The sequence below is a fragment of the Rhodoplanes sp. Z2-YC6860 genome (genome assembly GCF_001579845.1).
Taxonomy (GTDB): domain Bacteria; phylum Pseudomonadota; class Alphaproteobacteria; order Rhizobiales; family Xanthobacteraceae; genus Z2-YC6860.
In genome coordinates, this window is record NZ_CP007440.1 from 7,178,826 (window position 1) to 7,205,589 (window position 26,764).

At 64.3% G+C, this 26,764-nt stretch carries 25 protein-coding genes; 14 read left to right on the forward strand and 11 right to left on the reverse strand.

The genetic code is table 11. The features are described from left to right. Positions 1-83: 83 nt before the first annotated feature. The 4 genes from RHPLAN_RS33475 to RHPLAN_RS33490 all read left to right on the forward strand — a co-directional run bounded on the left by RHPLAN_RS33475 (position 84) and on the right by RHPLAN_RS33490 (position 2,983). On the forward strand, positions 84-851 hold the full coding sequence (locus RHPLAN_RS33475) for an alpha/beta hydrolase (protein ID WP_068027944.1): 768 nt from the start codon (positions 84-86) through the stop codon (positions 849-851). Between the two features lie 73 nt (positions 852-924). After that, positions 925-1,329: a DUF302 domain-containing protein gene (locus tag RHPLAN_RS33480; protein ID WP_084246091.1), complete on the forward strand. Its 405-nt coding sequence runs from the start codon at positions 925-927 to the stop codon at positions 1,327-1,329. Positions 1,330-1,447: 118 nt separating this feature from the next. Next, on the forward strand, positions 1,448-2,053 hold the full coding sequence (locus tag RHPLAN_RS33485; RefSeq protein WP_068027949.1) for an SAM-dependent methyltransferase: 606 nt from the start codon (positions 1,448-1,450) through the stop codon (positions 2,051-2,053). 36 nt (positions 2,054-2,089) lie between these two features. After that, positions 2,090-2,983 (forward strand): VOC family protein, encoded by an 894-nt coding sequence (locus tag RHPLAN_RS33490; protein ID WP_068027950.1) that lies wholly within the window; start codon positions 2,090-2,092, stop codon positions 2,981-2,983. A 51-nt stretch (positions 2,984-3,034) separates the two neighbouring features. Here RHPLAN_RS33490 and RHPLAN_RS33495 read toward each other — a convergent pair whose 3' ends face one another. Next, on the reverse strand, positions 3,035-3,898 hold the full coding sequence (locus RHPLAN_RS33495; protein ID WP_068027951.1) for an alpha/beta hydrolase: 864 nt from the start codon (positions 3,896-3,898) through the stop codon (positions 3,035-3,037). A gap of 121 nt (positions 3,899-4,019) precedes the next feature. On the opposite strand from RHPLAN_RS33495, the gene RHPLAN_RS33500 reads away from it, so the two are divergent. The 3 genes from RHPLAN_RS33500 to RHPLAN_RS39930 all read left to right on the forward strand — a co-directional run bounded on the left by RHPLAN_RS33500 (position 4,020) and on the right by RHPLAN_RS39930 (position 6,444). After that, positions 4,020-4,841, forward strand: coding sequence for an alpha/beta fold hydrolase (locus tag RHPLAN_RS33500; protein WP_084246093.1), 822 nt, complete (start codon positions 4,020-4,022; stop codon positions 4,839-4,841). A gap of 11 nt (positions 4,842-4,852) precedes the next feature. Next, complete coding sequence (locus tag RHPLAN_RS33505) at positions 4,853-6,037, forward strand: LLM class flavin-dependent oxidoreductase (protein WP_068027957.1); 1,185 nt, start codon at positions 4,853-4,855, stop codon at positions 6,035-6,037. Positions 6,038-6,237: 200 nt separating this feature from the next. Beyond that, positions 6,238-6,444 carry a hypothetical protein gene (locus RHPLAN_RS39930; RefSeq protein ID WP_157100645.1) on the forward strand — a complete coding sequence of 69 codons (207 nt, stop codon included), beginning with the start codon at positions 6,238-6,240 and terminating at the stop codon, positions 6,442-6,444. A gap of 162 nt (positions 6,445-6,606) precedes the next feature. Here RHPLAN_RS39930 and RHPLAN_RS33510 read toward each other — a convergent pair whose 3' ends face one another. Both RHPLAN_RS33510 and RHPLAN_RS33515 read right to left on the reverse strand, forming a co-directional pair. Continuing rightward, positions 6,607-7,635: a Bug family tripartite tricarboxylate transporter substrate binding protein gene (locus tag RHPLAN_RS33510; RefSeq protein ID WP_084246095.1), complete on the reverse strand. Its 1,029-nt coding sequence runs from the start codon at positions 7,633-7,635 to the stop codon at positions 6,607-6,609. After that, a complete protein-coding gene (locus RHPLAN_RS33515) occupies positions 7,635-8,333 on the reverse strand; it encodes a glutathione S-transferase family protein (protein ID WP_068027967.1) in 699 nt (232 codons plus the stop codon). Before RHPLAN_RS33515 ends, RHPLAN_RS33510 begins: the two co-directional genes overlap by 1 nt. A gap of 262 nt (positions 8,334-8,595) precedes the next feature. On the opposite strand from RHPLAN_RS33515, the gene RHPLAN_RS33520 reads away from it, so the two are divergent. From RHPLAN_RS33520 to RHPLAN_RS33540, 5 genes are all read left to right on the forward strand, one after another. Further along, complete coding sequence (locus tag RHPLAN_RS33520) at positions 8,596-9,663, forward strand: Bug family tripartite tricarboxylate transporter substrate binding protein (protein ID WP_068027970.1); 1,068 nt, start codon at positions 8,596-8,598, stop codon at positions 9,661-9,663. 58 nt (positions 9,664-9,721) lie between these two features. Continuing rightward, on the forward strand, positions 9,722-11,806 hold the full coding sequence (locus RHPLAN_RS33525) for a tripartite tricarboxylate transporter permease (RefSeq protein ID WP_068027973.1): 2,085 nt from the start codon (positions 9,722-9,724) through the stop codon (positions 11,804-11,806). A 234-nt stretch (positions 11,807-12,040) separates the two neighbouring features. After that, on the forward strand, positions 12,041-13,987 hold the full coding sequence (locus tag RHPLAN_RS33530) for a L,D-transpeptidase family protein (protein WP_068027976.1): 1,947 nt from the start codon (positions 12,041-12,043) through the stop codon (positions 13,985-13,987). Between the two features lie 135 nt (positions 13,988-14,122). Next, entirely contained in the window at positions 14,123-14,524 is a 402-nt protein-coding gene (gene hpxZ, locus RHPLAN_RS33535; protein WP_068027980.1) for an oxalurate catabolism protein HpxZ, read from the forward strand. Then, entirely contained in the window at positions 14,521-14,919 is a 399-nt protein-coding gene (locus RHPLAN_RS33540; RefSeq protein ID WP_068027983.1) for a lipocalin-like domain-containing protein, read from the forward strand. Before hpxZ ends, RHPLAN_RS33540 begins: the two co-directional genes overlap by 4 nt. Positions 14,920-14,937: 18 nt before the next feature. On the opposite strand, the gene RHPLAN_RS33545 is transcribed toward RHPLAN_RS33540, so the two are convergent. From RHPLAN_RS33545 to RHPLAN_RS33555, 3 genes are read right to left on the reverse strand one after another with little or no spacing between them, the layout of a single operon-like run. Further along, the gene (locus RHPLAN_RS33545) at positions 14,938-17,223 is read right to left on the reverse strand and encodes a xanthine dehydrogenase family protein molybdopterin-binding subunit (protein WP_068027986.1); all 2,286 of its coding nucleotides are present in this window, start codon (positions 17,221-17,223) and stop codon (positions 14,938-14,940) included. After that, positions 17,220-17,705 (reverse strand): (2Fe-2S)-binding protein, encoded by a 486-nt coding sequence (locus RHPLAN_RS33550; protein WP_198164609.1) that lies wholly within the window; start codon positions 17,703-17,705, stop codon positions 17,220-17,222. The genes RHPLAN_RS33545 and RHPLAN_RS33550 overlap by 4 nt, the downstream gene beginning before the upstream one ends. Continuing rightward, positions 17,702-18,490 carry an FAD binding domain-containing protein gene (locus tag RHPLAN_RS33555; protein WP_068027996.1) on the reverse strand — a complete coding sequence of 263 codons (789 nt, stop codon included), beginning with the start codon at positions 18,488-18,490 and terminating at the stop codon, positions 17,702-17,704. Before RHPLAN_RS33555 ends, RHPLAN_RS33550 begins: the two co-directional genes overlap by 4 nt. A gap of 172 nt (positions 18,491-18,662) precedes the next feature. Here RHPLAN_RS33555 and RHPLAN_RS33560 point away from each other — a divergent pair, with 172 nt between their 5' ends. Both RHPLAN_RS33560 and RHPLAN_RS33565 read left to right on the forward strand, forming a co-directional pair. After that, on the forward strand, positions 18,663-19,940 hold the full coding sequence (locus RHPLAN_RS33560) for an amidohydrolase/deacetylase family metallohydrolase (RefSeq protein WP_068027997.1): 1,278 nt from the start codon (positions 18,663-18,665) through the stop codon (positions 19,938-19,940). A gap of 213 nt (positions 19,941-20,153) precedes the next feature. Beyond that, positions 20,154-21,152, forward strand: coding sequence for a Bug family tripartite tricarboxylate transporter substrate binding protein (locus tag RHPLAN_RS33565; protein WP_198164610.1), 999 nt, complete (start codon positions 20,154-20,156; stop codon positions 21,150-21,152). 6 nt (positions 21,153-21,158) lie between these two features. Here the strand turns inward: RHPLAN_RS33565 and RHPLAN_RS33570 are convergent, their stop codons facing one another. The 5 genes from RHPLAN_RS33570 to RHPLAN_RS33590 form a co-directional block, all read right to left on the reverse strand. Beyond that, positions 21,159-22,124, reverse strand: a complete 966-nt coding sequence (locus RHPLAN_RS33570; protein ID WP_198164611.1) for a Bug family tripartite tricarboxylate transporter substrate binding protein — start codon at positions 22,122-22,124, stop codon at positions 21,159-21,161. A gap of 65 nt (positions 22,125-22,189) precedes the next feature. Beyond that, positions 22,190-24,295, reverse strand: a complete 2,106-nt coding sequence (locus RHPLAN_RS33575) for an acetate--CoA ligase family protein (RefSeq protein ID WP_068028007.1) — start codon at positions 24,293-24,295, stop codon at positions 22,190-22,192. Continuing rightward, complete coding sequence (locus tag RHPLAN_RS33580) at positions 24,292-24,732, reverse strand: Zn-ribbon domain-containing OB-fold protein (protein ID WP_068028010.1); 441 nt, start codon at positions 24,730-24,732, stop codon at positions 24,292-24,294. The genes RHPLAN_RS33575 and RHPLAN_RS33580 overlap by 4 nt, the downstream gene beginning before the upstream one ends. Positions 24,733-24,746: 14 nt before the next feature. Further along, positions 24,747-25,919 carry a thiolase family protein gene (locus tag RHPLAN_RS33585; protein WP_068028016.1) on the reverse strand — a complete coding sequence of 391 codons (1,173 nt, stop codon included), beginning with the start codon at positions 25,917-25,919 and terminating at the stop codon, positions 24,747-24,749. A 56-nt stretch (positions 25,920-25,975) separates the two neighbouring features. After that, positions 25,976-26,761 (reverse strand): crotonase/enoyl-CoA hydratase family protein, encoded by a 786-nt coding sequence (locus tag RHPLAN_RS33590; RefSeq protein ID WP_068028017.1) that lies wholly within the window; start codon positions 26,759-26,761, stop codon positions 25,976-25,978. Positions 26,762-26,764 lie beyond the last annotated feature (3 nt).

The following is a 26,764-nucleotide window of genomic DNA, read 5'->3' on the forward strand; positions in this document are numbered from 1 at the left end:
GTCATTTTTAATCCTATAATCAAGGCAGCGCAGGCCGCGTTGCCGATCGCGTCTGCGCCAACGGATAAATCAGGAGGCTTCCGATGGATCGCCGTACCTTTATTGGCGCAACTGCCGCCGCCGCGGCGAGCGCGCTTTTGCGAGACGCCGCGCAGGCGCAATCCGCGCCGCCCAAAGTGCAGAACATTGTCCTCATTCATGGACTGTTCGCCGACGGCTCGTGTTGGACCGAGGTGATCGCGCGGTTGCAGCGCAAGGGCTTGAATGCCACCGCCGTTCAGAACCCGCTGACGACGTTGCAGGCGGCCGTCGAAGCGACCAAGGACGTTCTGTCCTGGCAGGAGGGCCCGACTGTCCTGGTGGCGCATTCGTTTGGCGGTATGATTCTCAGCGAAGCCGGCGTCGATCCCAAGGTTTCGGCCGTGGTCTATGTTGCAGCGCGCGCGCCGGATGCGGGCGAGGACTATCCGGCACTGGCCGCCAAATACCCGGCGCCGCCCGCTTCCGCCGGCATCGTCTGGGCGAACGACTGGGGACGACTCGGCGAGAACGCATTCCTGCACGACTTTGCCGGCGACCTGCCGGCCGAGAGGGCGCGCCTGCTATACGCCGTGCAGGCACCGTTCAAGCGGTCGTTGCTCGCTGACAAGACCACGCAGGCGGCCTGGCGCTCGAAGCCAAGCTTCTATGCCGTGTCGACCGAGGACCGCACCATCAATCCGGACTTGCAGCGCTTCATGGCTAAGCGCATGGGCGCGAAGACCATCGAAGTGAAGGCAAGCCACCTCGGTCTCATCTCACAGCCCGACGCCATCGCCGATCTGATCCTGGAAGCCGCCGGACAGACGTAGCGGTGCTGCAATGGGCACCTGCACGAGACTGTTAGCATTCGTTGCAATGATCTGCCTGACAGGAGTGCGCGCCATGGCGGCGGACGGATTGATCACGGTGCGCAGCAGTTATGCCGCGAAGGAAACGATGGAGCGGCTCGAAGCCGAGGTGAAAGCCAAAGGCCTCACCGTGTTCGCTCGTGTCGATCACACGGCGGGCGCGGCCGCAGTGGGACTGCGGCTGCGGCCGACTGATCTGCTGATCTTCGGCAACGCCAAAGGCGGCACGCCGCTGATGCAGGCGGCGCAGACCATCAGCATCGATCTGCCGCTCAAAGCCATGGTCTGGCAGGACGAGTCAGGCGCGGCGTGGCTGTCCTACAACGACCCGGCATGGCTCGCGAAACGTCACGGTCTTGGCAGCGATGTGCAGCCCACCGTCGATGCGTTGAGCGGCGCGCTGCGTGCGCTCGCCAAAGCGGCAGCCGGGATCCCTTAGAAAAATCTCTGTCGGCGTGCGCCGCAAGGTCATCAGGTCGGACCAGCCATCCCGTCCAAGCCCTTGTCACCGCCTCCAGCCTCGATCAACCTCCCGCTGTCACCAGTGCGGAGTGAAAATGTCTGAATTCGATCGTTGGGAAGCGCGCTTCAAGGAGCCGGGCTATCATTTCGGTACCGAGCCGAACGCCTTCCTCAAGAGCAAGGCCCATCTGCTGAAATCGGGCCAGAAGGCGCTGTCGATCGCCGATGGCGAGGGGCGCAACGGGGTGTTTCTCGCAAGCGCCGGCCTCGACGTGCTGGCGATCGACTTCTCGCCGAGTGCCCTGAAGAAGGCGCAGGCGCTCGCGAAAGATCGCGGCGTCGCGTTGCGCACCGAGCTTGCCGATCTCGAGACCTGGACCTGGCCGGACGCAGCCTATGACGTAGTCGTCGGCATCTTCTTTCAGTTCCTGGTGCCGGCATCGCGCACGCGCGTGTTCGCCAACATCAAGCGCGCGCTGAAACCCGGCGGGCTCGTGCTGATCGAGGGCTATGGTCTCAAGCAGCTGGAATACAAGACCGGCGGACCCGGCGTGGCGGACCAGCTTTACACCAGGTCGATGCTGCAGGAGGCTTTCGGCGACTTCGCATCGGTTGAGATCACGGAATACGACGCAGCGCTGTCCGAAGGCGATCGCCACGTCGGCATGTCGGCGCTGGTCGATCTCGTCGGACGCAAATAGGTCTCCGTAATCAGAAGCCTCATAGAGGTGCCCGCCATGATCAAGCTGCTCCGGCTCGGCCATGCCACGTTCGAAACGCCGGACCTCGACAAGGCGATCGAACATCACACCCAGATCGTGGGATTGTGGCTCGTCGCGCGCGAGCGCGACCGCGCGTTCCTGGCAACGCGCACCGGCCAGCTCGCGATCGAGTTCGTCAAAGCTGCCGAACCGAAATGCGCCAAGCTCACCTTTGAAGTTCCGGCAAGCGCCGACTTCGCGGCCATCCGCCGCGAGCTTGCGGGTCACGGCGTCAGCGCGGAAGAGAAGAGCGATTCCACGCCAGGTCTCAGCAAGGTGCTTTCATTCCAGGACCCCAAGGGCACCACCATCGAGCTGTTCCGCGAGTGGAGCTATGTCGGCAATGGCCAGCAAGTGCTCGGCGTCGGCGCGCTGAAGCTCGGCCACGTCGCGTTCATCGTGCCGGAGCCGAGGGTGATAACCGAGTTCTACGGCAAGGTCCTGGGCTTCCGCGTTTCCGACTGGATCGGCGACTTCTTCGTGTTCATGCGTTGCAACGCCGACCATCACACCGTGAACTTCATCCGCGGTGACAAGGTGCACATGCACCACATCGCCTATGAGCTGAAAGACTTCGCGCACCTGCAAAGCGCCTGCGATCTTCTCGGCCAGCGCAAGATCCCGATTGCCTGGGGTCCGGTGCGGCTCGGTCCTGGTCATAACGTTGCGACGTTCCACCGCGATCACGACGACTGGATCACCGAGTTCTTCGCCGAACTCGATCAGATGAAGGACGAGGAGCTCGGCTATTTCGATCCCCGCCCCTGGCATCAGGACCGGCCGCAGCGGCCCAAGACCTGGGAGAGTCACCAGGTCGCCTTTATCTGGGGCCCGGCGCCGAGCCCGGATTTCCTGCGGCGCCGGCCGTAAACGCCGGGCGCATTGCCGACAAACGATGCAAACGTAGCGGCAGCGTTTGAATTAGAGCTTCTCCTGCAGGAACCGCATCAATCGCGGCGCCAGAAACCCCGAAGAGCTGTTCGGCTCGTCGATCGGATCGCTGCCGAAGTAGTGCGGCGCGCCTTGCACGATCGTGGTGCGCACGAAGAAGCCCGCCTGCTTCAGCGCCATCACGAAGGCTTCGGTGTGGAATCTGCGGTCGACCAGATCATCTTCGGTGCCGACGCTCAAATGCACCGCGATCTTGTTGTTCGCCGCCAACGCATAGCTGATCGGCGAGGCGTCGAAATAGAGCTGGCGGTTGTCGACCAGCGACGCGCCGAGGAACTTCTCGATGTTGTTCGCGCCGGGGCTCTGCAGATTGTAGGTCTGCCACATCTGCGCGAGGTCGTAGACTCCGTAAAGACCGGCGAACACCTTCACCTCGGTGCTCTCTTTCGCAAACTCGTCCTGCGGATAGCCGTTGGCGAACAGCGGCGTGCGTCCGGCAAGCGCCGCGAGCGCGCCGAGATTGCCGCCGGCCGAATGACCGAAAATTCCGACGCGGTCGGGCGCGATGCCGAAATTTTTGGCGTTGCCGCGCACGAACTGCACCGCAGCCAGCACATCCTGCACGGCATGCGGAAAGGTCTTCTGCCCGGACTTGGCGAGCCGGTAAGTCACCGCGAACAGCGCGACACCGCGCGCCGCGAAATAACGGCCCCAGTGCTGAAACGCGCCGCGCGCGCCTTGCACCCAACCGCCGCCGTGTACGCCGATCAACACCGGATGCGGACCCGCCTGCTTGGGCAGATAAAGGTCGCCCCCAAGCGCAACGCTGTCATGCGTGGCATAGGTCAAGTTCGGCCGGATTTCGATTTCTGGGAGCTTTTCGGCGGTATCCATGGCGTTGTTCCTCGCATGCGAACGCGCAAATGCGCGGCGATCTTGAAACAGCGCCTGCGGTCATGCAATGGGATGAACAGGGCCGGAAAAACAAAGCAAGCTCGAACGCAAGGGTAGGTGCATGTCCGCGGGCGCAGGGGCTGTTTCTTCGATCGCGGTGAATGGCACGACGATCGAGTTGGTGGATCGGGGGCACGGCCGGCCGATCCTTTTTTTGCATCCAGGCATCGGCATCGACTTCGACGCGCCCGTGCTCAAAGCGTTGGAGCGCGGCGGCCGCGTGATCGCGCCATCGCACCCCGGCTTCGGCACCTCACAGCTGCCAAAGGGCATGAGCACCGTCGATGACGTCTCCTACTTCTATCTCGATCTGCTCGAGCAGCTCGACCTCGACGATGTGCTGGTGGTCGGCGTCGGTCTTGGCGGCTGGATCGCGGCTGAGATCGCGGTGAAAAATGCGACGCGTCTCGCCGCGCTGGTGATGGGCAATCCCATCGGCGTGAAGATCGGCGACCGCGAGACCCGCGATATCGTCGACATCTGGTCGATCATGCCGGACGAGTTCAACAAGCTCGCCTACCACGATCCGAAAAACGGCGAGCGTGACTACAAGAATTTGCCCGAGGCGGTGTCGCTGGCCGCGGCGCGCAACCGCGAAGCCTATGCGCGGCTCGCGTGGTCGCCCTACATGCACAACCCCAAGCTCAAGTCGCGGCTGCACCGCGTCAGCGTGCCGACGCTGTTCCTGTGGGGCACCGCCGATCGCATCCTGAGCGAAACCTATGGCCGCGGCTACGGCGCACTCATTCCGAACGCGCGTTTCGAGACCATCGAGCACGCCGGGCATTTTCCGCATATCGAGCAACCCGACGACTTCGCCCGCCGCACGCTCGGCTTCGCCGACGCGCAGCAGCCGGGCGTGCAACGCTCGCGCCGCGCCTGAGGAGACGACGCATGCAGGTTTACCACTTCACCGAGCAGCCTTACTTCCCGGCCTGGAACAATCATCAGGGTTCGCTGCGCGTGAACCTGCCGAATGCGGCAATGGATCCGAAGGTCGCGGGCGATCTCTTCCATCGCTATTACGATGAATGGAAGCTCGCCGACGAGCTCGGCTTCAACATCATGGTCAACGAGCATCACCAGACCGCGACCTGCATGTCGTCGACGGTGATCGTGGGCCTGTCGGTGCTGGCGCGCGAAACCAAGAACGCGCGCATCCTGGTGCTCGGCTACCCGATCGGCCACCGTCCCGACCCGCTGCGCTGCGCCGAGGAGCTTGCCACCATCGACGTGGTGTCGCGCGGCCGGCTCGACATGGGCTTCATCAAGGGCGTGCCTTACGAGTTCCCGGCGTCGAACCAGAATCCGGTCGGTGTCATGGATCGCTTCTGGGAGTCGCATGACTTCATCCTGAAGGCGATGACGCACCAGGGCGAACCGTTCAACTGGGAGGGCGAGCACTTCCATTACCGGCACGTCAACATCTGGCCGCGGCCGGTGCAGGCGCCGCATCCGCCGGTCTGGACCACCACCGGCAGCACGACGCAGGCGAAGCTTCTCGGCGGCAAGGGCTACGTGATGGCGACGCTCGGCTCGGGCTATGCCACGCGGCCGCTGCAGGATGCCTATCGCGCGGGCTATGAGGCGAAGTGGAAGCGCCCTGCTCCGCCCGACCGCTTTGCCTATCTGGGCCTGGTGGCAACCGCCGCCACCGAAACCGAGGCCCGCCGCCGTGGCGAACTGATCGCCGGCTATCTGCGCTCATCGGCCATCGTCCACGTGCCGTTCCGCAATCCGCCGGGTTTCCTCAGCGCCGACGACAACGCCAAGATGCTGCGCGGCATGACACCGCCGCGGAGTTTCACAAAGGACGGCCGCGTCATCAGCATGCATTCCGGCAGCGTGCAGGACTTGATTGACGCTGGCATCCTGTTCTGCGGCACGCCCGATCAGGTCTATCAGCAGATCGTCGATTTCACGGAGTATTGCGGCGGCATGGGCAATCTCCTGATGATGGGGCACGCCGGCTTCCTCAATCACGAGGACACGGTCTCGAATCTGACGATCTTCGCCAAAGAAGTGATGCCGCGGCTCAAGGCCTACAAGCAGCCGGAGCCGCAAAGCGTTGCGGCGTAACCGCTTTCGCAGCGGAGTCGCCGGCAAAAACACTTGCTGTGGTTTTTGTTTTGTCCTTTGACGCGAGTGCGCCACAAAGAAGTGCCGCAATAAGACAGTGAGTCCGCGATCGCTCTAACGAGCGATTAAAGAATTCGGCTGCACCATCGCGTCCTCACCTGCCGCGCATGACCTGCTGTCAGTCGGTTCCAGGGAAACGCATGACCGACGTAAACACATTGTTGCAATCCGCCGCGCGCTGCCGTCGCATGGCGGCTCGCTGTGCGAGCGAGGTGATTGCCAAAAAATTCGAGGCGCTTGCGCTCGACTACGAAGAGCACGCGCGCCAACTGGAGAGAAGTCAGCGCGATATCGATGTGAGCGTCGGTGTATCAAACGCCAAGCTTGTTTCCAGGGGCTCGCGCTAGAGCATGATTCAAAATCGTTGAAATCGCCTTGTAAAGGACTGGGTCCCCGCTTCCGCGGGGACGAACGGTTGATGGTCCGGCAAACTCTCTCCACGTTCGTCCCCGCGGAAGCGGGGACCCAGGGCCGAGAATTCCGGCGCTTCGATTTGAGCGGATCAAACTCTAGCGGTACCGATCGCCGAGCCCGCGCTCCTTGATGATCGCCGTCCAGCGCACGATCTCATCGCGATACATTCGTTCGGTCGCGGGACCATCGAGCGGCAGCGGCTCGAAACCGCCGAGCTTCATCTTCGCCTGCGTCGCCGGATCGCTCGCCACCGCAAGAATCTCCTGCGCGAGCCGGTCGCGGATCGGCTGCGGCAGGCCGGGCGGCGCGAAGATCGCCTGCCAGTTGGTCTGATCGATGCCGGGATAGCCTTCCTCCGCCATGGTCGGCACGTTCGGCGCGACGCCGAGCCGGTGCTTGCTCGCCACTGCCAGGAACTTGAGCTGCGTGCTTTCGATCTGGCCCGCCGCAACCGGCGAGCTCATCATGTGGGCATCGATCGCACCCGACAGGAGATCCGTGGTCGCCTGCGAGCCGGCTTTGTACTGGACATGCTGCATGCTGATGCCGGTCTGCTGCATGAACACTTCGCTGACCATGTGCGCGAGCCCGCCATAACCGGTGGCGCCGAAATTGATCTTGCCGGGGCGTTCTTTCGCGTAGGCGATGAATTCCTTGAGGTTGGACACCGGAACTTTCTTGTTCACGACGAACAACGCCGACCATTCGGCAACGGTGGCTATCGGCATGTAGTCGCGCAGCGGGTCGAACGGGTAGTCTTTCTGCATCAGCGCCGGCGTCACATTGGCGCCGAGCGAGCCGAGCAGGATCGTGTAACCGTCAGGCTTCGACTTGATCGCCTCGCGGATGCCGATGACGCTGTTGCCGCCGGGCTTGTTGTCGACGATGACGGTCTGACCGAGCCGCGTGCCGAGGCCTTCGGCCAGAATGCGCGAGACGATATCGGCCGAGCCGCCGGCCGCGAACGGCGCGATCAGCGTGATCTGGTGCGACGGAAAAGGATCCTCGGCGCGCGCGGTCTCGCCGAACGCGGTCAACGCGCACAGCATGAACAGCAGGCACGCAGTCCCTCGCCTTGCAATCAAGGCGAGGGACTGCTTCCAGAACATACGTCCCATCGCCATCAAGCCCGGGCGTATTTGCCGCGGTTGAAGAAGCGATCCTTGTGATCGTCGGTCGCGGTTTCGCGGCTCGATTTGATCTCGCCCTGCTTGGCGATCATCGTCTTCACCGCCGGCCGCGCCGAGATATCCTCGAACCAGCGCTTGAAGTTCGGCAGATTGTCGAGGGAAGCGCCCTGCGCCTGATGCTGCCGCGTCCACGGGAAGGTCGCCATGTCGGCGATCGAGTATTCCTTGCCGCCGAGATACTTCACCTCGCCGAGCCGCTTGTTAAGCAGGTCGTAGAGTCGCAGCATTTCGGTCTTGTAGCGGCTCAGCGAATAGTCGTTGGGTTTCGGCGCAAACAGATTGAAATGCGTGAAGTTGCCGAATGCCGGTCCAATGCCCGACACCTGGATCATCAGCCACTGGATGACTTCGTACTTGGACGCGGTGTCCTTCGGCATGAACTTGCCGGTCTTCTCGGCAAGATACATCAGGATCGCGCCGGACTCGAACACCGTGTAGGACTTGCCGCCCGGACCGTCGTGATCGACGATCACCGGGATTTTCTTGTTGGGATTGAGCATTTCGAATTCGGGCGTGTGCTGTTTGCTCGCCCAGACGTCGACGGGCTTGAAATTGTAAGGAAGCCCGCACTCCTCGAGCATGATGAAAATCTTCTGCACGTTGGGGCTGGTCAATCCATAGAAGTCGATCATGATCCTCACCTGTCGCTTTTGACTGCCACTCGTTTGGGCGGCACTGCCGCCTGCGTCCGCGTGTCGCGGGTTCCGGCAGCGCCGAAACCTACAGCGTCAGAGGCGCTTCGGCCACCGCAGAAGCTATCACGTTCCGCTGCCCGGAAAGCGGATGAGCGCATAGAGTTGACAGTCGCACACCGCCCTGAAAACCTCCGGCCGCGAGCGAAACGCGGGGGAACAAGAAACGGCGGTCGCTTGGGATGGAACGCGGGACGCTTGGATGCCTGTCGGCTGTTGTTTTCGGCTTGTTGCCGCAGCATTCGCGTGCCTTCCGCTGGCATGCGCGCTGAGCGGCGCGGCCGCGGCGCAGGATCCGGTCGAAGCTTTCTACAAAGGCAAGCAGATCGCCATGGTGGTCGGCTCGTCGGCTGGCGGCGGCTACGACACTTATGCGCGGTTGCTGGCGCGCACGATGGGCTCGGCGATTCCGGGCAATCCCATGATCGTGGTGCAGAACATGAGCGGCGCAGGCTCGAACCGCGCCGCGGGCTACATCTATTCGGTCGCGCCGAAGGACGGCACCGCGATCGGCGCGATCTTTCCCGGCGCCGTGCTGCAACCGCTGCTCAGCGATCAGCCGGTGCCGCACGATCCGAGCAAGCTCGTCTATCTCGGCAGCGCCAACAATGACGTCTATGTCTGTTACGTACGCAGCGACGCGCCGGTGAAGACCTTCAAGGATATGCTGACGCATGAGCTGATCATCGGCGCCAGCAATCCGGGGGCGACCACCTACGATCTGCCCCTGCTGCTCAACAACATCCTCGGCACCAAATTCAAGATCGTCACCGGCTATCCGGGCAGCCGCGAGATCACGCTCGCGCTCGAACGCGGTGAGGTGCAGGGCGCCTGCGGCATCGGCTGGACCGGCATCGAGACCATGCACCCGGATTGGTTCTCAAAAGATACCATCCGCGTGCTGGTCCAGCTCAGCAACAAGGGCCACGACGACCTCAACAAGCGGGGCGTGCCTCGCGCCGCCGACCTCGCCCGCACCGAAGACGACCGCAAGACCATCGAGCTTGTCTTCAGCCAGGGCCTGTTCGGCCGGCCTTATGTGATGCCGCCGGGCGTCCCGGCCGATCGAACAGCAGCGCTGCGCAAGGCGTTCGTCGCAGCGCTCAACGACAAGACGCTCCGCGCCGAGGCGGAAAAGATGCAGCTCGACGTCGATCCCCTTCCCGGCGACGAACTGCAGACGCTGGTCGCAAGTCTCTATGCGACGCCACAGCATCTGATAGAACGGGCGAGGCAGGCGCTGTCGCCCAAAACGGCTGCAAAGCCGTGAAGCAACAACGGACGTGCGCGTGATTGGAGCCCCGATGCAGGTAGAGAGTCGCTGAGCCATGGAAGCCATTGGAGCGGATGCAGCTTTCATGGCGGCGGCGGCGGGCAAGGCGTTCATTGCCCTGATCGAGCCGCATCGCCTGATGTTCCTGATGCTCGGCTGCGTGATGGGGCTGGTGCTCGGCATCGTGCCCGGCATCGGCGGGCTCGCCGGTACCGCGATGCTGTTGCCGTTCACCTTCGGCATGGACCCCTACTCGGCCTTCGCGCTGCTGCTCGGCCTTGGCGCCACCACGGCGACCGGCGATCCTATTCCAGCCATCCTGTTCGGCGTGCCCGGAGGTGCAGCCTCCGCGGCAACGGTGCTGGATGGATTCCCGATGGCCAAGCGCGGCGAAGCCGGCCGCGCGCTCTCTGCCGCTTACATGTCGTCGCTGATGGGCGGCGTTTTCGGCGCGATGCTGCTTGCGGTGTCGATCCCGATCCTGCGCCCGGTGATGCTCTATCTCGGCTCGCCGGAGCTGCTCGCCTTCTCGGTCTTGGGCATATCGATGGTCGCGGTGCTGTCCGGCAGCGCGCCGCTGCGCGGCGCCGCCGCCGGCTGCCTGGGCGTCATGATCGCGATGATCGGATCGGACCCGCAGACCGGAACGCTGCGCTGGACCTTCGACAGCCTCTACCTCTGGGACGGCCTGCCGATCACGCCGATCCTCCTCGGCCTGTTCGCGCTGCCGGAGCTTTGCGACCTGTTGATCGCCCGCGTCGCCATCGCGCACGGCGTTAGCAACAAGGACATCTACAAGGGCCAGTGGCAGGGCGTGAAGGACTGCTTCGAGAACTGGTGGCTGATCATGCGCTGCTCCTGGATCGGCGGCGGCATCGGCTCGATTCCGGGTATCAGCGCCGCGGTGGTGGACTGGCTCGCCTACGGCCACGCGCTGAAGACCGAGAAAGGCGCGGCCCAGACCTTCGGCAAGGGCGACGTGCGCGGCGTCATCGCCTCGGAAAGCTCCAACAACGCCAAGGAAGGCGGCGCGCTGGTGCCGACATTGGCCTTCGGGGTGCCGGGCAGCGCCACCATGGCGATCCTGCTCGGCGCCTTCCTGATCCACGGGCTCGTTCCGGGCCCGGACATGCTGCACAAGAACCTCGACATCACCTACGCGATGGTGTGGTCGGTGGCGCTCGCCAACATTCTCGGCGCCGGCGCCTGCTACGCCTTCAGCCCGCAATTCGCGAAGCTTGCCACGCTGCGCTACACGCTCATTCTGCCCGCGGTGCTGAGCGTCGTTTACATCGGCGCTTTCGAGGCCTCGCGCAGCTGGGGCGACCTGATCGCGCTGCTGGCGTTCGGCGTGTTCGGCTGGCTGATGAAGCAGTTCAAATGGCCGCGGCCGCCGTTGGTGCTCGGCCTCGTGCTCGGTGACTCGATCGAGCGCTACATGTTCATCTCGATCGAGCGTTACGGCTATTCGTGGCTTACCCGCCCGGTGGTTATCATCCTGCTCGCGCTCGCCGTGATCGGCCTGGTGCGGCCGTTCCTTACCGACGTGCGCCGGCAAGGCGGCGTCAAAGGGATGCTGTCGAACTTCCAGGCGCCGCACTTCAAGCCGCAACACCTGTTCACGATGTTCTTCATCGTGATGGTCGGCGCGATGGTCGTTGCGGCGCAGTCCTGGGCGTTCGCCGCAAAGCTCGTGCCGATGATCGTCGGTATCATCGCACTGGTGGTCGCGGGCCTGAGTCTGTTCAACGAACTTTGCCGCAAGCCGGCCGCCGCGGCCGATGGCAGCCTCGCCGAGCAGGCGCAGCATGAGGTCGAGCAGAAGATTCATATGGATCTCGAGTCCGACACCGGCCATCTGCCGCTGCGCACCATCATCGAGCGCTCGGCGCGGTTCTACGGCTATCTGCTGGGCTTCATGGCCTCGATGGCGGTGATCGGGCTCATTCCAACGGCCGCGATCTTCGTCGTCCTGTTCATGCGTGTCGAAGGACCGGAGCGCTGGAAACTCGTGATCCCCTACGTCACGGTCCTGATCTTCGGCATCTGGCTCGCCTTCGATCAGTTCATGGCTCTGCCCTGGCCGCCGACGCTGCTGGGATGGGCCTTCCCCTGGTTCAAGATCATTCCATCGGTATAGCGATAGGACCGCCGAGCAGGCTGTAGAACCCGGTGGTGCGGAGTCGCAACACCGGGCAAAAATCGCTGATTTCCGGGGACAATTCCCAATTCCGGACGCAAAATACCGTCACACGATTTGGCGGGCCGGTATCAAAGAACTGCCGGTCCTGATATTTAACCTTGTCGGGCTGAAATAGCCTGAAGAGCCGAACAGAGGGCCCCCGCCTTCGGAGCGGGGTTCGGGGAGAACTGCATGCGACATCCGCGGTTTGATCACCTGCTGGCAGGTACGGCGCTGGCTGCCGCCTTAGCGCTGACCTCGACCGGCGGGGCCTTGGCCCAATCGGCCCAGGGCAAGACGCAGACCGCGGCGGCCCCGGCGGCCGCCACAACGGACGCGATCGCCGTCAAGGACACCCCGAGCGCCGACAAGAGCGCCAACACCGGCGATCTGACCAATTCGGCGCCGAGCGCAGCCCCTGCCAAGGCCACTTCGACCGACAAAACCCCTTCGGCCGGCAGCGCGATCGCCGACAGGCTCAAGGAGCAGATCGCCTCCGGCAAGTTCGACCGCTTCATCGGCGGCAAGAAGGAACGCGCTTCAATCGAGCAGTTCTATGCGAGCCGCGACTTCGCCCCGCTCTGGGTCGCCGATGGCGCGCTGAACAGCCGCGCGAAGGCGGCCGCCGATTATCTCGCCGGCATCGAAGCCAACGGCATGGATCCGGCCGATTATGTGATGCCGCAGATCAAGTCCGGCGACGCGGATGCGCTCGTCGATGCCGAAATCAAATTCACCGACACGGTGCTGACTTATGCCCGGCGCGCCCAGACCGGCCAGGTGAACTTCACCCGCGTTTCGGGCGACATCTCCTACGATCTCGTGAAGCCCGAACCGGCCGAGGTGCTGGCGAAGCTGGCACAGGCTTCGGACGTCGCCGAAGCCCTCGACAGCTACAACCCGCCGCAGCCGCAGTTCAAGGCGCTGAAAGCGAAGCTCGCCGAGGCGCGCAAGGGCTCGGATGTCGAGAAGCCAATGATCCCGTCAGGGCCGACGCTGAAATATAGCAAGGACAAGAAGGGCCAGGAAGTTCTGATGTCCGACGCGCGGGTGCCCGCATTGCGCGAGCGCTTCGGCATCAATTCGGCCAATGGCGACACCAACTACGACCGGGAACTGTCCGGTGCGATTGCCAAGTTCCAGAAGGAGCATGGCCTGTCCCCGACCGGCCAGCTTACGTCGGCGACGCTCGACGCCATCAACGGCCCGAAGCGCGAGAAGACTGTCGACATCATCATCGCCAACATGGAGCGCTGGCGCTGGGTGCCGCGCGACCTCGGCAAGACCTACGTGATGGTCAACATTCCGGACTACACGCTGCGCGTCCTGCGCGACGGCCAGCAGGTGTGGAAGACAAAGGTGGTAGTCGGCAAGCCGAACCTGCCGACGCCGCTGATCTCCGCCGAAATGAAGTACATCACGGTCAACCCGACCTGGAACGTGCCGCCCTCGATCATCCAGAACGAGTACCTGCCGGCGCTTCAGCAGGACCCCCAGGCGATGGAGCGCATCGGCCTCAAGGTTGAGCAGCACCCGGACGGCACCGTGCGCATCTATCAGCCGCCGGGCGAGCGCAACGCGCTCGGCCGCATCCGCTTCAACTTCCCGAACAAGTTCCTGGTCTACCAGCACGATACGCCGGACAAGAACCTGTTCGCTCATGACAAGCGCGCCTACAGCCACGGCTGCATGCGCGTCGAGAACCCGCTGAAGTACGGCGAGGTGCTGCTGTCGCTGGTGCTGCCGAACGAACACTACACGGCGGATCGGCTTCAGAAGATGTTCGGCGGCTCGGAGATCAACATCCAATTCCCGCACTACGTGCCGGTGCATCTCACCTATCAGACAGCCTTCGTGGACGACGAGGGCAAGCTGCAGATCCGCGACGACATCTATGGCCGCGATCAGAAGCTGCTCTCGATCCTCAAGGGCTCCGAGCGCAAGGTGGCCGACATCGCGATCGACCGGCCGAAGGGCTCGACCACGGCGCCGGTCAAGATGCAGCCCGGCACCTTCGGCGGCTCCGGCGGCGGCCTGTTCGGCGGCGGCCCGTCGTTCTTCGACCGGCTGTTCGGCGCGGCAGAGCCCGCACCGAAGCCCAGGGCGCGGGTCAACAACGACCGCCGCGCCCAGCGCTAAGCCGCGACGAAGCAAAGTCAATCAATCGGCCGCAGCCCTGCTGCGGCCGATTTGCTTTCTGCGCTGTTGCAGCCGGTGTGCCGAGCGGCAAAACTGCCCACCGGCCAAAGGCCGGAACGCGAAGGGGCAATGTTCATGGAAATCGATCTGCCGGAGGTGGTGGCCGAGGTCACGGCCGCCTTCAACCGCTACGAAAAAGCGCTGGTGAGCAACGACGTCGCGGTGCTGGACGACACGTTCCGCATCGACCCACGCACCATCCGCTATGGCGGCCAGGAAATCCTTTACGGCTTCGACGAGATCGCGGCGTTCCGCGCAGCGCGCAAGCCGACGGGCCTCGCCCGCACCATCTCCAAGACCGTGATCACCACCTACGGCCGCGACTGTGCCGTGGCCTCGACGCTGTTTCATCGCCCGACCGCCCCGGGCAAGGTCGGCCGGCAGATGCAGACCTGGGTGCGCTTTCCCGACGGCTGGCATGTGGTTGCCGCCCATGTCAGCGTCATCGACGAACAAGACGTCTGGAAGAAATCATGACCACGATAGACCCGCGCATCGTCGGCATCTGGCGGTTGAAAAGCACCATCGGGCGTGACGACAACGGCGCGGTGCTGCCGCAGCCTTACGGACCGCTGGCGATGGGCCTCGTCACCTTCCAGGCCGACGGCCGCATGATGGCGGTGCTGTGCGACGGGCGCGCGCAGCTCGACGGCGAGCCGCGCCAGTTCATGTCTTATGCCGGCAACTACTCGTTCGACGGCACGACGCTGTCGACACGGGTGGATGCCTCTTCGGAGGCCAGCCGCGTCGGCGGCGATCAGGTGCGCCATGTGCGCTTCGAGAATGGTGCGATGGTGCTGGCGCCGCCGCGAAGGCTCTATGCCGGCGTGATGCAGCATCAGGAACTGGTTTGGGAACGTATCGACAAATAGTTGAGCGGCGCGGCGTCACTATTTGGCGGACAGCGCATCCAGCGCGGCGAGCACCCTCTCGGGCGTGAACGGCGCCGCCGTCAAGCTCGCGCCGGTCGCATCCTCGATCGCGTTGGCGATGGCCGCCGCGATGCCCAGCATGCCGGCCTCGCCAATCCCCTTGAGGCCGCCAGGACCTCTGGCGAGCCGATGCTCGGCAATGAAGCTCTCGAAGAGCTCGGGGATGTCGCGATAGCGCGGCACACGATAGGTCAAGGGCGTCGCATTCTCGGGCGCCTCGCCGCGGTAGCGCAGCTCTTCGAACAGCGCCTGGGCAAAGGCCTGGATCGCCGCGCCTTCGACCTGCCCATGACAGACCTGCTTGTTCAGCGCGCGTCCGGGATCGGAGCCAACCACGAGCTTATGCACCGTGACCTGCCCGGTTTCGCGATCGACGCTCACGTCGGCGGCCGACCAGCACGGCATCCATGACAGGTTGCGGGCGCCCATCGGCGCATCGGGATAATACGGCTCCTTGAAGCTGCCCCGGCCGATGAACTCCCAGCCGATGCCCCCATAGTAACGGCGGATCATCGGCTCGAGCGGATAGGATTCGTTGCCGCGCCGCGCCTCCCAGCCTTCGAGCACGATCTCGCCTGCGTCGCAGCCAAGCTGCTGGGCCGCGAACTGCACGATCTGCTGCCGCGCATCCCGCGCCGCCTGCTCGACCGCAAGGCCGGTGACGAGCGTACCGCAGCTCACATGGGTGCCGTTGTCTGGCGGGCTGTGATCGGTGTCGACCGCCGCATAGGTGGCGCGGTGCAGCGGCAGGCCGAGCGTTTCGGCCGCGATCCGGCACATCGCCTCGGGCGCGCTCTGGCCGATCTCCACCAGCGCGGCATGGACCATCACCTCGCCGCCCTGCGTCACGCGGACCAGCGCCTGCGCGTGGTTGCCGGTGCCGCCGGCATCTTTCACGCCGATCGCAAGCCCGATGCCGTGGCCAGGCTCGCGCGGCTTGCGATAGCCGACGCGTTCGGCGGCTTCCTCGAGCCCCGCCACGAGATCGCTGTCGATACCGCTGTCATTCGGCGCGTAGGGCTCGCCGGGTTTCAGCAGATTGCGCTCACGGAACATCAGCGGATCGTCACCGAGCCTCCGCGCGATCATGTCGATCTGCCGCTCGGATGCGAACGTCCCCTGCGTGCCGCCGAAGCCGCGGAACGAGCCCGAGGGCACCGTCGTGGTGCGGATGACCTTGGCCCTGGCATCGATGGCGCGCCAGCGATAGGAGCCGCCCATGCGGAATGCGCACTTGAGCGCAACGAGGGTGGAAGCGTCCGAATAAGCTCCGCCATCGAGCACAATGTCGGCGCGGCGCGCCATCAATCGGCCCTCGGCGTCCACGCCGGTCGTCAACGTCAGTTGCGCCGGATGCTTCACCAGCGTCAGCAGGCCTTCATCCATCGACAACACGAGGCGCACTGGCGCACCCGCCTTGCGCGCCATCAGCGCGACCAGCGGCTCCATCTTGCAATAGGACTTGCCGCCGAAGCCCGCGCCGACCAGCAACGTGTGAATGCGAACCGCATGCACACCGATGCCGAAGATACGCGAAATGTCGGCACGCAGCACGAACGGGTCCTGATTACAGGACCACATTTCGAGCCGGTCGCCGCTCCAGCGCGCCACGTTTACATAAGGCTCGAGATGGAAATGGTTGATTCTGCCGATCGAGAACGTGTCGGTGAACACCTTGGCGGATTGATCGAGCCAGCGGTCGACGTCGCCATGTGCGAACGAGCAGGCGTAGAGCACATTCGGCGCCGGATCGGCGACACTGGTGCAGCCCTTGCCGACGTTCAGCGGAAGACCGCGCGTCGGCTCATCGAACATCGTCACAGCGCCGGGTGCAAGCGCATCATCGATGGTCATCAGCGCCGGCAACGGCTCGTAGTCGACCCTGATCGCCGCGGCAGCGCGGAACGCCGTGATCTCATCAACGGCGACAATGGCAGCGACCGGATCGCCGACATAGCGCACGCGATCGGTCGCCAACACCGGCTGGTCGCGCAGCGAGACGCCGTAGAACGGGTCGCGCAAGGCCGCCGTATCGGCGCCGGTGACAATACAGACCACGCCGGGCATCGCTTCGGCCGCACTCGCATCGATCCCGCGGATGCGGGCGTGCGGCAACGGGCTGCGCAGAAGCTTGCCGTGCAGCATATGCGGCAAGGTGAAATCGAAGGTGTAGACCGCGCCGCCCGTCACCTTGTTACGAGCTTCGCCGAACGGCGTGTCGGGCGGGGGAACGAGCGCATTCATGACAAGGCCTCGGCGGGCGCATCATGCATGACGCGTTCGATGGCGTCGCGGATCTGGCGGTAGCCGGTGCAGCGACAGATATTGCCGGCAAGCCAGTCACGGATCGTCGCTTCGTCGGGCTTGGGCTCTCGCGCCAAGAGCGTCGCAATCGAAAGAATCATGCCGGACGTGCAGAAGCCGCACTGGAACGCTCCGCTTTCGAGAAATGCTTCCTGCACGCGGTGCAGAGTGCCAGCGTTGGCGAGGCCTTCAATCGTGGCGATCGAGCGCCCGTCGATCGCAAAAGCAAACGTGTTGCAGGCCGAGACCGACGCGCCGTCGACGATCACGGTGCAGGCGCCGCACACACCTTCGTCGCAGCCGACCTTGCAGCCGTTCAGCGCGAAGCGCTCGCGCAGCAGGTCAGCGAGCGTCATGTTCGGCGCGACCGTAAGCTTGTGCGGCTTACCGTTGAGCTCGAATGAAATCGCGACGTCGCTCACGGCTGCGATCCCAGCTTGATGAGAAGACGCCGTGTCAGCACCTCGATCATCCGGCGGCGATATGACCCGCTGGCAAGGCCATCGCTGAGCGGCTCGGCGAAGGAAGCCGCAGCCTTGCTTGCAATCGCGGCGGCGTCAGCGCCGAGCGAGGTCACAGACACGCCGGCCAGCGGCAAGTCGGCCGTGGCCGGCTGCGCATGACAGCAGCCGACCGCGATCCGCGCGGAGTGAATTTTTCCGCCTTCCAGGCGCGCACCGAGATAGACCGAGATGATCGGATGCAGCGAGCGCTCCGCCAGCAGCCTCTGGTGTGGAGCGATCGGAATACGGACTCGCTCCAGCAAGGTGCCAGCTTTGACGAGAGAAGCGCCGAGCGCCAGCAGCGCCGGAGCAGCATCGTAGTGCGGCATCGCCGACATCAGATTGCCGCCGATCGTGCCGGTGTGCCGCACGCGGGGATTGGCGACGCCACGCCAGATGGCCGGCAAATCCGGCAGCACCTCCGCAAGAAGCGGATTGCTGATGACCTCGGCGTGGGTCGTCAGCGCACCGATGGAAACCGTATCGCCATCGCGGCGAATGCCGGAAAGCTCGCGGACACCGGAAAGATGGATCACGCGATCGACCGCTTCGCCGAGCTTCAGCCGGTCGATGAGATCGATACCGCCGGCCATCGCGACATTGCGGCCGAGTGCAGACAATGCGCGGCAAGCGGCTTCGAGGCTTGCCGGCCTGACAAGCTCGAACGGCGAGATATGCTTTCTGGAGCGAAGCCCTATCAGCATCCGCGGCACCCATGTCTTGCCATGCTAGCGCATGAGCTCGAACCGCGTCGATGAAGATTTGGGCGCTCGCGCGTGCGGAACGATCATCAATGATGCAACGAAGCGTGTGAATTCCTGTTGCGCTCCCCTATAATTTGCCAATCCGCCAGCACCGCTGACCTGGAGATCTGCCATGTCCGACACCAAACTCTATGACCTGCTGCTGCGCGGCGGCCATGTCATCGATCCTGCTTCAAGCATCAACGGCGTGATGGACGTCGCGGTGCGCGACGGCAAGATCGCGGCCGTGCAGAAGGACATCCTGCCGACCAGCGCCAAGGAATCCATCGACGTCCGCGGCCGCATCGTCATCCCGGGCATGATCGACACCCACGCGCATGTCTATCGCTATGTCAGCGGCCGCTTCGGCATGGACCCCGATCTGGTCGGCGTGCAATCGGGCGTGACCACCGTGATCGATCAGGGCGGCCCGTCCTGCATGACGCTGCCGGGCTTCCGGGAATTCATCGCCAAGACAGCCAAGACCCGCGTCTACGCTTTCCTGTCGTCCTATCTGGTCGGCGGCCTCGAAGGTCATCTCTATCCGACCCTTTATAGTCCGGACGGCATCAACATCCAGGCGGCTGTCGACGCCGCGAAGTCCAACCTCGATCTGGTGCGCGGCATCAAGGGCCATGCAGAAATCGGCGGCTTCGCGCGCTGGGGCATCAAGGTGCTGCAGATGTCGGCCGAGATCGGACGCAAGACCAACCTGCCGCTTTACGTGCACTTCGGCCAGCTCTGGGGCCTGCCGAAGAGCGGCGCCAACGGCGAGGACGCCGACACGATTCTCGAGCGCGTCATTCCCGAGCTGCGGCCGGGCGACATCCTGGCGCACCCGTTCACGCGGCATCCGGGCGGTTTCGTCAACCGCGAGGGCGAGGTGCACGAGGTGATCAAGGCTGCGCTGGCGCGCGGCTTGAAGGTCGACGTCGGCCACGGCAGCCACTTCTCCTACCGTCTGGCGCGCAAGGCGCTCGATGCCGGGATCGTGCCGGACACACTCGGCGCCGACATGCACGGCTACAACACTCATGTGCCGCCACCGCCCGGCACACCCGCCGAGCATGCTGACGATGAGGCCAATCCGTTCTTCGGTCAGGCCAAGTTCAGCCTCTCCCAGGCCATGAGCTCGATGCTGGCTCTGGGGCTGACACTTGAACAGGTTGTGCCGATGGTGACCACCAATGCAGCAGCGATGATCGGCAAACAGGACGAAATCGGCTCGCTGAAGCCTGGGCTCGACGCCGACGTGTCGGTGCTTGCCGACCAGCGCGGCAAGTTCCTGCTGCGCGACAACGAGAAGAACCAGGTGCTGGCCGAACGCCTGCTGCAGCCGCTGTTCTGCCTGCGCGCAGGCAAGCGCCACGACGCCAACGCTTCGATCCTGCCGGAAGCGATCGCCGCCTGACCGCGGCCATGAATCAGTGACGACGATTCAGTGGCGACGATTCAGTGACAATGAATCGCAGAGAAACGGGTGCGCGGCCTCTCGCGCGCCCGTTTCTTTTTCGCCATGCTGTGCGCATTGGACGGGCTGGATGCCGCGAGCCATGCCGGCAGACACGGCAAAGAGCTTGCTTCTCGCAGCGCCGAGGAAAAAACGGGTTGGATGGAGATGGGTATGAGATTTCTGGGACGGATGCTGCTGACGCTCGGCTTGTTCGCCGGGCCGACCGCGCTCCACGCGCAAGGCAACTGGCCCGAGCGGCCGATCACGCTGATCGTGCCTTATGCGGCAGGCGGCTATACGGATCTGGTCGGCCGGCTGACCGCGCGCTACCTGGAGAAGACGCTGGGCAAATCGGTCATCGTCGACAACCGCGCCGGCGCCGGCGGCATTGTCGGAACGCAGGCTGTCGCGAGCAGCCCGCCCGACGGCTACACGCTTTGCGTCTGCAGCGTCGGCGCCATTTCGGTTGCTCCGTTCGCCCAGAAGATCAGCTACGACCCGCTGAAGGACCTCGCGCCCGTCGGGATCGTCAGCACCATCGTGCAGGCCGTCATCGTCAAGAAGGACCTGCCGGTCAATTCGCCGGCCGAGCTCGTGGCCTATGCCAAGGCCAACCCCGGCAAACTCAACTATGGCTCCGCAGGCGCCGGCGGCCTCACGCACTATGCCGCGGAGCTGTTCGAGGCGCGCACCGGCACTCTGATGGTGCACATCCCCTACAAGGGCGGCGCACCCGCGACCACGGCCGTGATGGCCGGCGACGTCGATCTTTCGTTTGCCAACATGACGGACGCTCTGCCGCAGATCGAGGCCGGCACGGTGCGGGGCATCGCGGTGACCTCGCGGGAACGCAGCCCGTATCTGCCGAACTTGCCGTCGATCCACGAGACGGTGGCGCCGGACTTCCTGGTCGAGACCTGGAACGGCGTCCTGGTGGCGCCGAAAACACCGGAAGCGATCATCAGCAAGCTGTCGGACGCGCTGATCAAGATGGCCGACGATCCGGAGATCAAAGAGCAGATGCGCAAGGCCGGCGCCACGACGGTGAAAAACACACCGGCCCAGTTTCGCGCTCAGATCGAGCAGGAGATGGCGCAGTGGAAGCCGCTGGTCGCCGAGATCGTCGCAAAGGAGCAGGCGAAGGAAAAAGGACAGGCCAACCGCAATTGATCCGCGTCATTGCGGCTCGATCTTCGCGAGCCTGGCCAGCTCCTCCCATTTCTTGATCTCCTTCGGGATGAAATCGGCCAGCGCCTTGGCGTCGCCTGGGAATGGCGCCGCATGGGTGGTGGCAAGATACTGGCGCGTCGCATCCATCTTGCTGATCGTGGCGAACCAGGTCTCCAGTTGCGCAACGATCGGCGTCGGCGCGCCCGCCGGCAGCAGAACGCCCCAGACCGGCGCAATATCGAACCCCGGAATGTCCGCCGCCTCCGCCATGGTGGGAAGATTGACGCCCGGCACCCGCTGGCCGGAGCTGACCGCAAGCCCCCGCACCTTGCCGCTCGAAAGCAGCGGCGTGCCCGCGGTGGAATCGATGAACTGGAAATCGATCTCGCCGCTGAACATCTCCGGCAACGACGCCATCGACGTCTTGTACGGAATGCCGACCGCCTTCAGGCCCTTGCGGGCCTTGTACAGTTCGGCCGAAGCCAGAGCCGGCGGCGCGCCATAACCGTAGCTCGCCTTCTCGCCCTTGAGCTTCATCGCCTCGGTGAGCTCGCTCACCGTTTTCCACGGTGCTTCGGAGCGCACCATCAGGATGAAGTAGCTCTTCTGCAGCATCGCGACCGGCGTGAAGTCCTTGATCGGGTCGTAAGGCAGCTTCTTGAAATTGTACAAGTTGGCGGCGAGCGCAGACGTCACCGACGTCACCAGAATGGTGTAGCCGTCGGGCGGCGACTTGGCGACCGCATCGGCGCCGATCGACATGATCATGCCGGGCTTGTTCTCGACAATCACCGGTTTGCCGGCAAGCTGCTGCAGCTTGTCGGCGTAGTAGCGCGCGACGATGTCGCCGCCGCTGCCGGCCGGCAGACCGACGACGATGCGGATTTCGCGCGTCGGGTAGGTCTGCGCTTGTCCCGGCAGGCACGCGCACAGGAGGAGCGCGGCCATCCACCCGACAACTTTGAGCGTCATCGTGTTTCCTCCCATCCGTTTCTTCCCGCCGTCGTGCCTTCTGCGCGGCACGTTGCGGCAGCCGCTCAAGCCACGATCAAAGCGTCAAGCGCCGTCACGCCCTGACCCTTGCCGTGCACCATCAGCGGATTGACGTCGATCTCGGTGAGTTCCGGCACCGCCGCCATCAAGCGGCCGACCGCCAGCACTGCGTCCGCGATGGCATCGACATCCGCGGGCGGCGCGCCGCGCACGCCGGCGAGAAGCTTTGCCGAGCGGAGCTTCCTCAGCGCTTCGAGGATTTGCGCCTTGTCGGCGGTGCCCGGCAGGAGTTGTACGTCACCCAGCGCCTCGACCCAGATGCCACCAAGCCCGAGCAGCAGCACTGTGCCCCATTCGGGATCGCGCTTGGCACCGATCATCAGTTCGAGGCCTTTGGCCGACATCTTCTCGACCAATGCGCCGTCGAGCGTCACGCCCGGTGCGGCGCGCTTGACGCTCGCCATCATGGTGTCCCAGGCGGCGCGCAGCGCGGCCTCGTCGGCGATGTTCAGCATCACGCCGCCGGCTTCGGTCTTGTGCGACAGCGCGGCGGCCTGCGCCTTCAGCACCACCGGATAGCCGATGCGCTTGGCAATCGCCACCGCCTCATCGGCCGTACGAGCCAAGTCGCCCGCGGGCACACGGATGCCGGCCGTGGCCAGCACCTTCTTGCCGAGCCATTCCGGCTGCGTGCCCTTGCCGAACTTGGGCATGCCTTCGATCGGCCCGGTCTTATGGTTGGCATGCGAACGCGCCAGCAGGCGGCCGTAATACGTGTAGAGCGCGACGGCGCGCATCATGCGATCCGACGATCGCCCGACCACCGCGGGACTCTGCTTCATCGCTTCGATGACATCCGGCCCCAGCACCCAGGTGTCGCCGAGCGCCACCATGACCTTGGGCTTGTCGGAGCCTTCCATGCCCTTGTTGAAACTATTCACAACGACGGCGCTGTTGATCGGAAACGAGATGTACAGCATGCCGATGTTCGGATCGTCGGTCAGCGCCTTCACCACGGCAGGCAGCGAGGTCGGCGTGAAGCCCGCGGTCACATCGAGCGGATTGCCGTAATTGCCGTAGGGCGGCAGCGTGTCGTCGAAAATCTTCAAGGTCGACGGCTCGACCTGCGGAAACTCCAGCCCGAGGTCTTCCGCCATGTCATTGGCGAGACCGACGAACGCGCCCGATGCCGTGAGAATCCCCGGCCCTTTCACCGGCGGCTTCGGATAGCGGACGAGAATCTCGGCGAGATCCATCATCTCGTCCATGGTGGTGACGACGATGGCGCCGGCGTCCTCGACCTGGGTGCGCATGGTCGCATAATCGCCGACGAGCGCGCCGGTGTGCGACTGCGCGGCCTGCCGCGACTTCACGCTGCGGCCCGGGAACATCAGGATCACCGGCTTGCCGGCGGCGCGGCAGCGGCGGATCGCGGCGAGGAATTCGCGCGGCCGCCGCACCTGCTCGGTGTAGACCACCAGCACGCGGGTCGCGACGTCGTCGGCCAGATATTCGATGAAGTCGGTCGACTCGAGCCCGATCTCGTTGCCGGTGGAGATGACGTAGGACAACGGCGTGCCGCGGCCGTCCGCGGCGCGCTGGAAATGCCCGAGCATGCCGCCGCTCTGGCCGACGAAGGCCACGCCGGGCTTGGACTCCTTGCCCCAGCGCAGCGCCTCGCGCGCAAACAGCATGTGCAGCATCATGCCGTCGACATTGTTGGTGACGCCGAGGCAATTCGGCCCGACGATGGCGAGGCCGCCGTCGCGCGCCGTCTTCGTCACCTCGTCCTGCATCTCCTGCTCGCCGACCTCGGCGAAGCCGGCCGCGAAGATCATCGCCGAACCGACCTTGCGCCGCGTGCAGGCCGCGACCGCTTCCTTCACGCCGGCTGCGGGCAGAGTGAACACCGCAAGATCCACACCCTCCGGCAGATCGTCCGGGCTTTTCAGCACCGGGCGGCCGTCAATCGGCTCATCGCTGCGGCCGACCAGATGAATATCGCCGGCGAACTTGTTGAGCTTCAGCGCCTGCAGGATCACCTGTCCGGCGCTGCCGGCGCGCGTCGACATGCCGACGATGGCGACGGACTTGGGTTTCAGGAATTTGGCAACGGCCTTCGGACCGCGAGCTGCTTCCGGTCCGGTCATTTCGCGTCCTTGTCCGGTTGCCACATCAGGAGGTGCTCGCCGTTGTCGAGCGGATGCCAGTAGGCCTTGACCCGCATGCCGACCTTCAAGTCCTCGGCCGTGCAGTTCACAACGTCGGCGATCACGTTGACGCCTTCATCGAGCGTGACGCTGGCGATGGCATAGGGCTCCTTGCCCTGGAATGCCGGCGGGCCACGGTGCGCGATGGTGAAGGAGTACACCTTGCCCTTGCCCGAGACCTCGCGCCATTCGATGTCGCGGCGCCGGCCGGTGAAGATACTCACCGGCCGCGGGAAGTGCTGAAACTTCTTCGCGACCTTGCAATATTGAATCACGAGCTTCTTCTGCCGCGTCGCGTCCCAGAACGGCATGCCGAAGTCGTAATGCTTGATATCGCCGCGCTTGACGTCAAGCGTATCGTTCAATGTGACGGCCATGATGTCCTCGATCCTTATTGGTTCGGAACAAGCGCCATCGCGGCGCTCGAGCCCCAGTTGCGCCCGTAGTTGATCCAGCCGATGCCGGTGACGAGCGCGTTGGTGGTGTCCTTGACCTGGCGCTTGCCGGCCTCGCCCATCAGCTGCCGCACCGCCTCGATCAGATTGTGCGACGAGCAGGCCGCCTGGCCGGCCGAGATCTGGCCGCCGCCGGTGTTCATCGGCAGGGTGCCGTTGTACGAAAGATCAGTGTCGCGGACGAACTTCATACCTTCGCCCGGCTTGCAGAAGCCGAAGGCTTCGAACTGGATCACCAGCGCGATCAGGAAGTCGTCATAAGGATGGAATGAGCGCACATCCTTGATGTTCCAGCCCGCGGCTGCCAGCGCCTTCTTGCCGGCGATCTCGTGGCCGCTGCGCGTGACATCGACCAGATTGTCGCCGCCGAGAAAGTTGGTGCGTTCGGCATATCCGATCGGGATCACGCACTTGTTCAGCCCTTTTTCCTTCGCGCGCTTCTTGCTGGTGACGATCAATCCCGCGGCGCCATCGGCCAGCATCACGCAATCGAGCAGCCGGATCGGATCGGCGATCATGCGCGAGTTGATGTAGTCGTCCATCGTGATCGGAACGCGCAGCTCCTCGCAAGCGTTCTCGTTCATGATGGCGTGATTGCGCTGCGTGATCGCGAGCTTGCCCAGCGCCTTCAAGTCGACGCCGTATTTGGCATCGTAAGCGCGTTGCAGAAGACCGAAGGCGCCGGGCGGTCCGAGCACGCCGTATGGATCGGTCCAGTCGCGCCGGTAGTTGCGGTCGTTGCGGCCGTTGTGCTCGCGGACGTGGGTGTCGGCGAACATGCAGACCGCCACCTCGCACATGCCGGCGTCGATCGCCGCGGCGGCGCGCGCCACGGCGCCGACCGCCGAGCAGCCGCCGGTGTGCACCTGCTCGCAGAAGCCGACCTCGAGGCCCAGCATGTCGCAGGTGCTTTGCGCCCAGAACATGCTGGCGCCGCCGGTGCCGGTGAGGCCAGACATCACCAGGCCGTCGATTTCCTTGCTCTCGAAGCCGGATTTGTCGAGCAGTTGCTCGAGGATTTCGCCCATCAGGACCCAGACGTCCCGATCGCTCTTCTTCATCACCTTGGTTTCGGCGTAGGCCACAATGGCGCTGTCGCGCAGACTCATCGTTCACTCCCTTTGAATTGCAGGACTCGCCCGCGTCTTGCGCGCGGTTGAGAGAATTATTCGGCCGGCCGCACGCGCGGCGCGGTCTTGTCGAGGAACTGATGCAGCCGCTGGATCGACTCCGGGCTCCTCGTGTATTCGGCGACCATCCGTTCGAAGAACAGGCCGTCGTCGTAACCCATGTCCTGGATCCGCGGCAGGCTGTTGGTGATGGCGAAGTTCGACAGCGGCGCGTTCTTGCAGATCTTCAGCGCCAGCTCCTTGGCCTTTTCGAGCTGCTGCCCCTTCGGCACGATGTACTGCACGATGCCATAGCGCTCGGCCTCATCAGCCTTGAGCACGCGGCCCGTCAGCATCATGTCCTGCATACGGGCGGAGCCAATGAGCCGCGCGACGCGCACCGAACCGCCACCGCCGATGAAGATGCCGCGCGTGCCCTCCGGCAGGCCAAAGAACGTGGTCTCGTCGGCGACACGGATGTGCGCGGCCGCCGCCGTTTCCAAGCCGCCGCCCAAAGTCGCGCCATGCAGCGCCGCGATGAATGGGATGTTGCCGCGCGCCATCGCCTCGAAATAGCTGTTGCGGTTGAACTGGAACGGCAGACGTTCCGAGCGCCCGGTCTTCCAGCTTTCCGCGGCCCAGCGCAGATCGAGACCGGCGCAGAAGTTGTCGCCATGGCCGAAGATGATGCCGCACTTGGCCTCCTCGCCGGCGCGCTCGATGGCCTCGCGCAGCTGCTTCATCACCGTCGGATTGAAACAGTTGCGCTTGTCCGGGCGGTTCAAACCGACCAGGGCGATCTCCCCGTCCAGCTCATAGGTGACCGTCTGCTCTTCACTCATAAA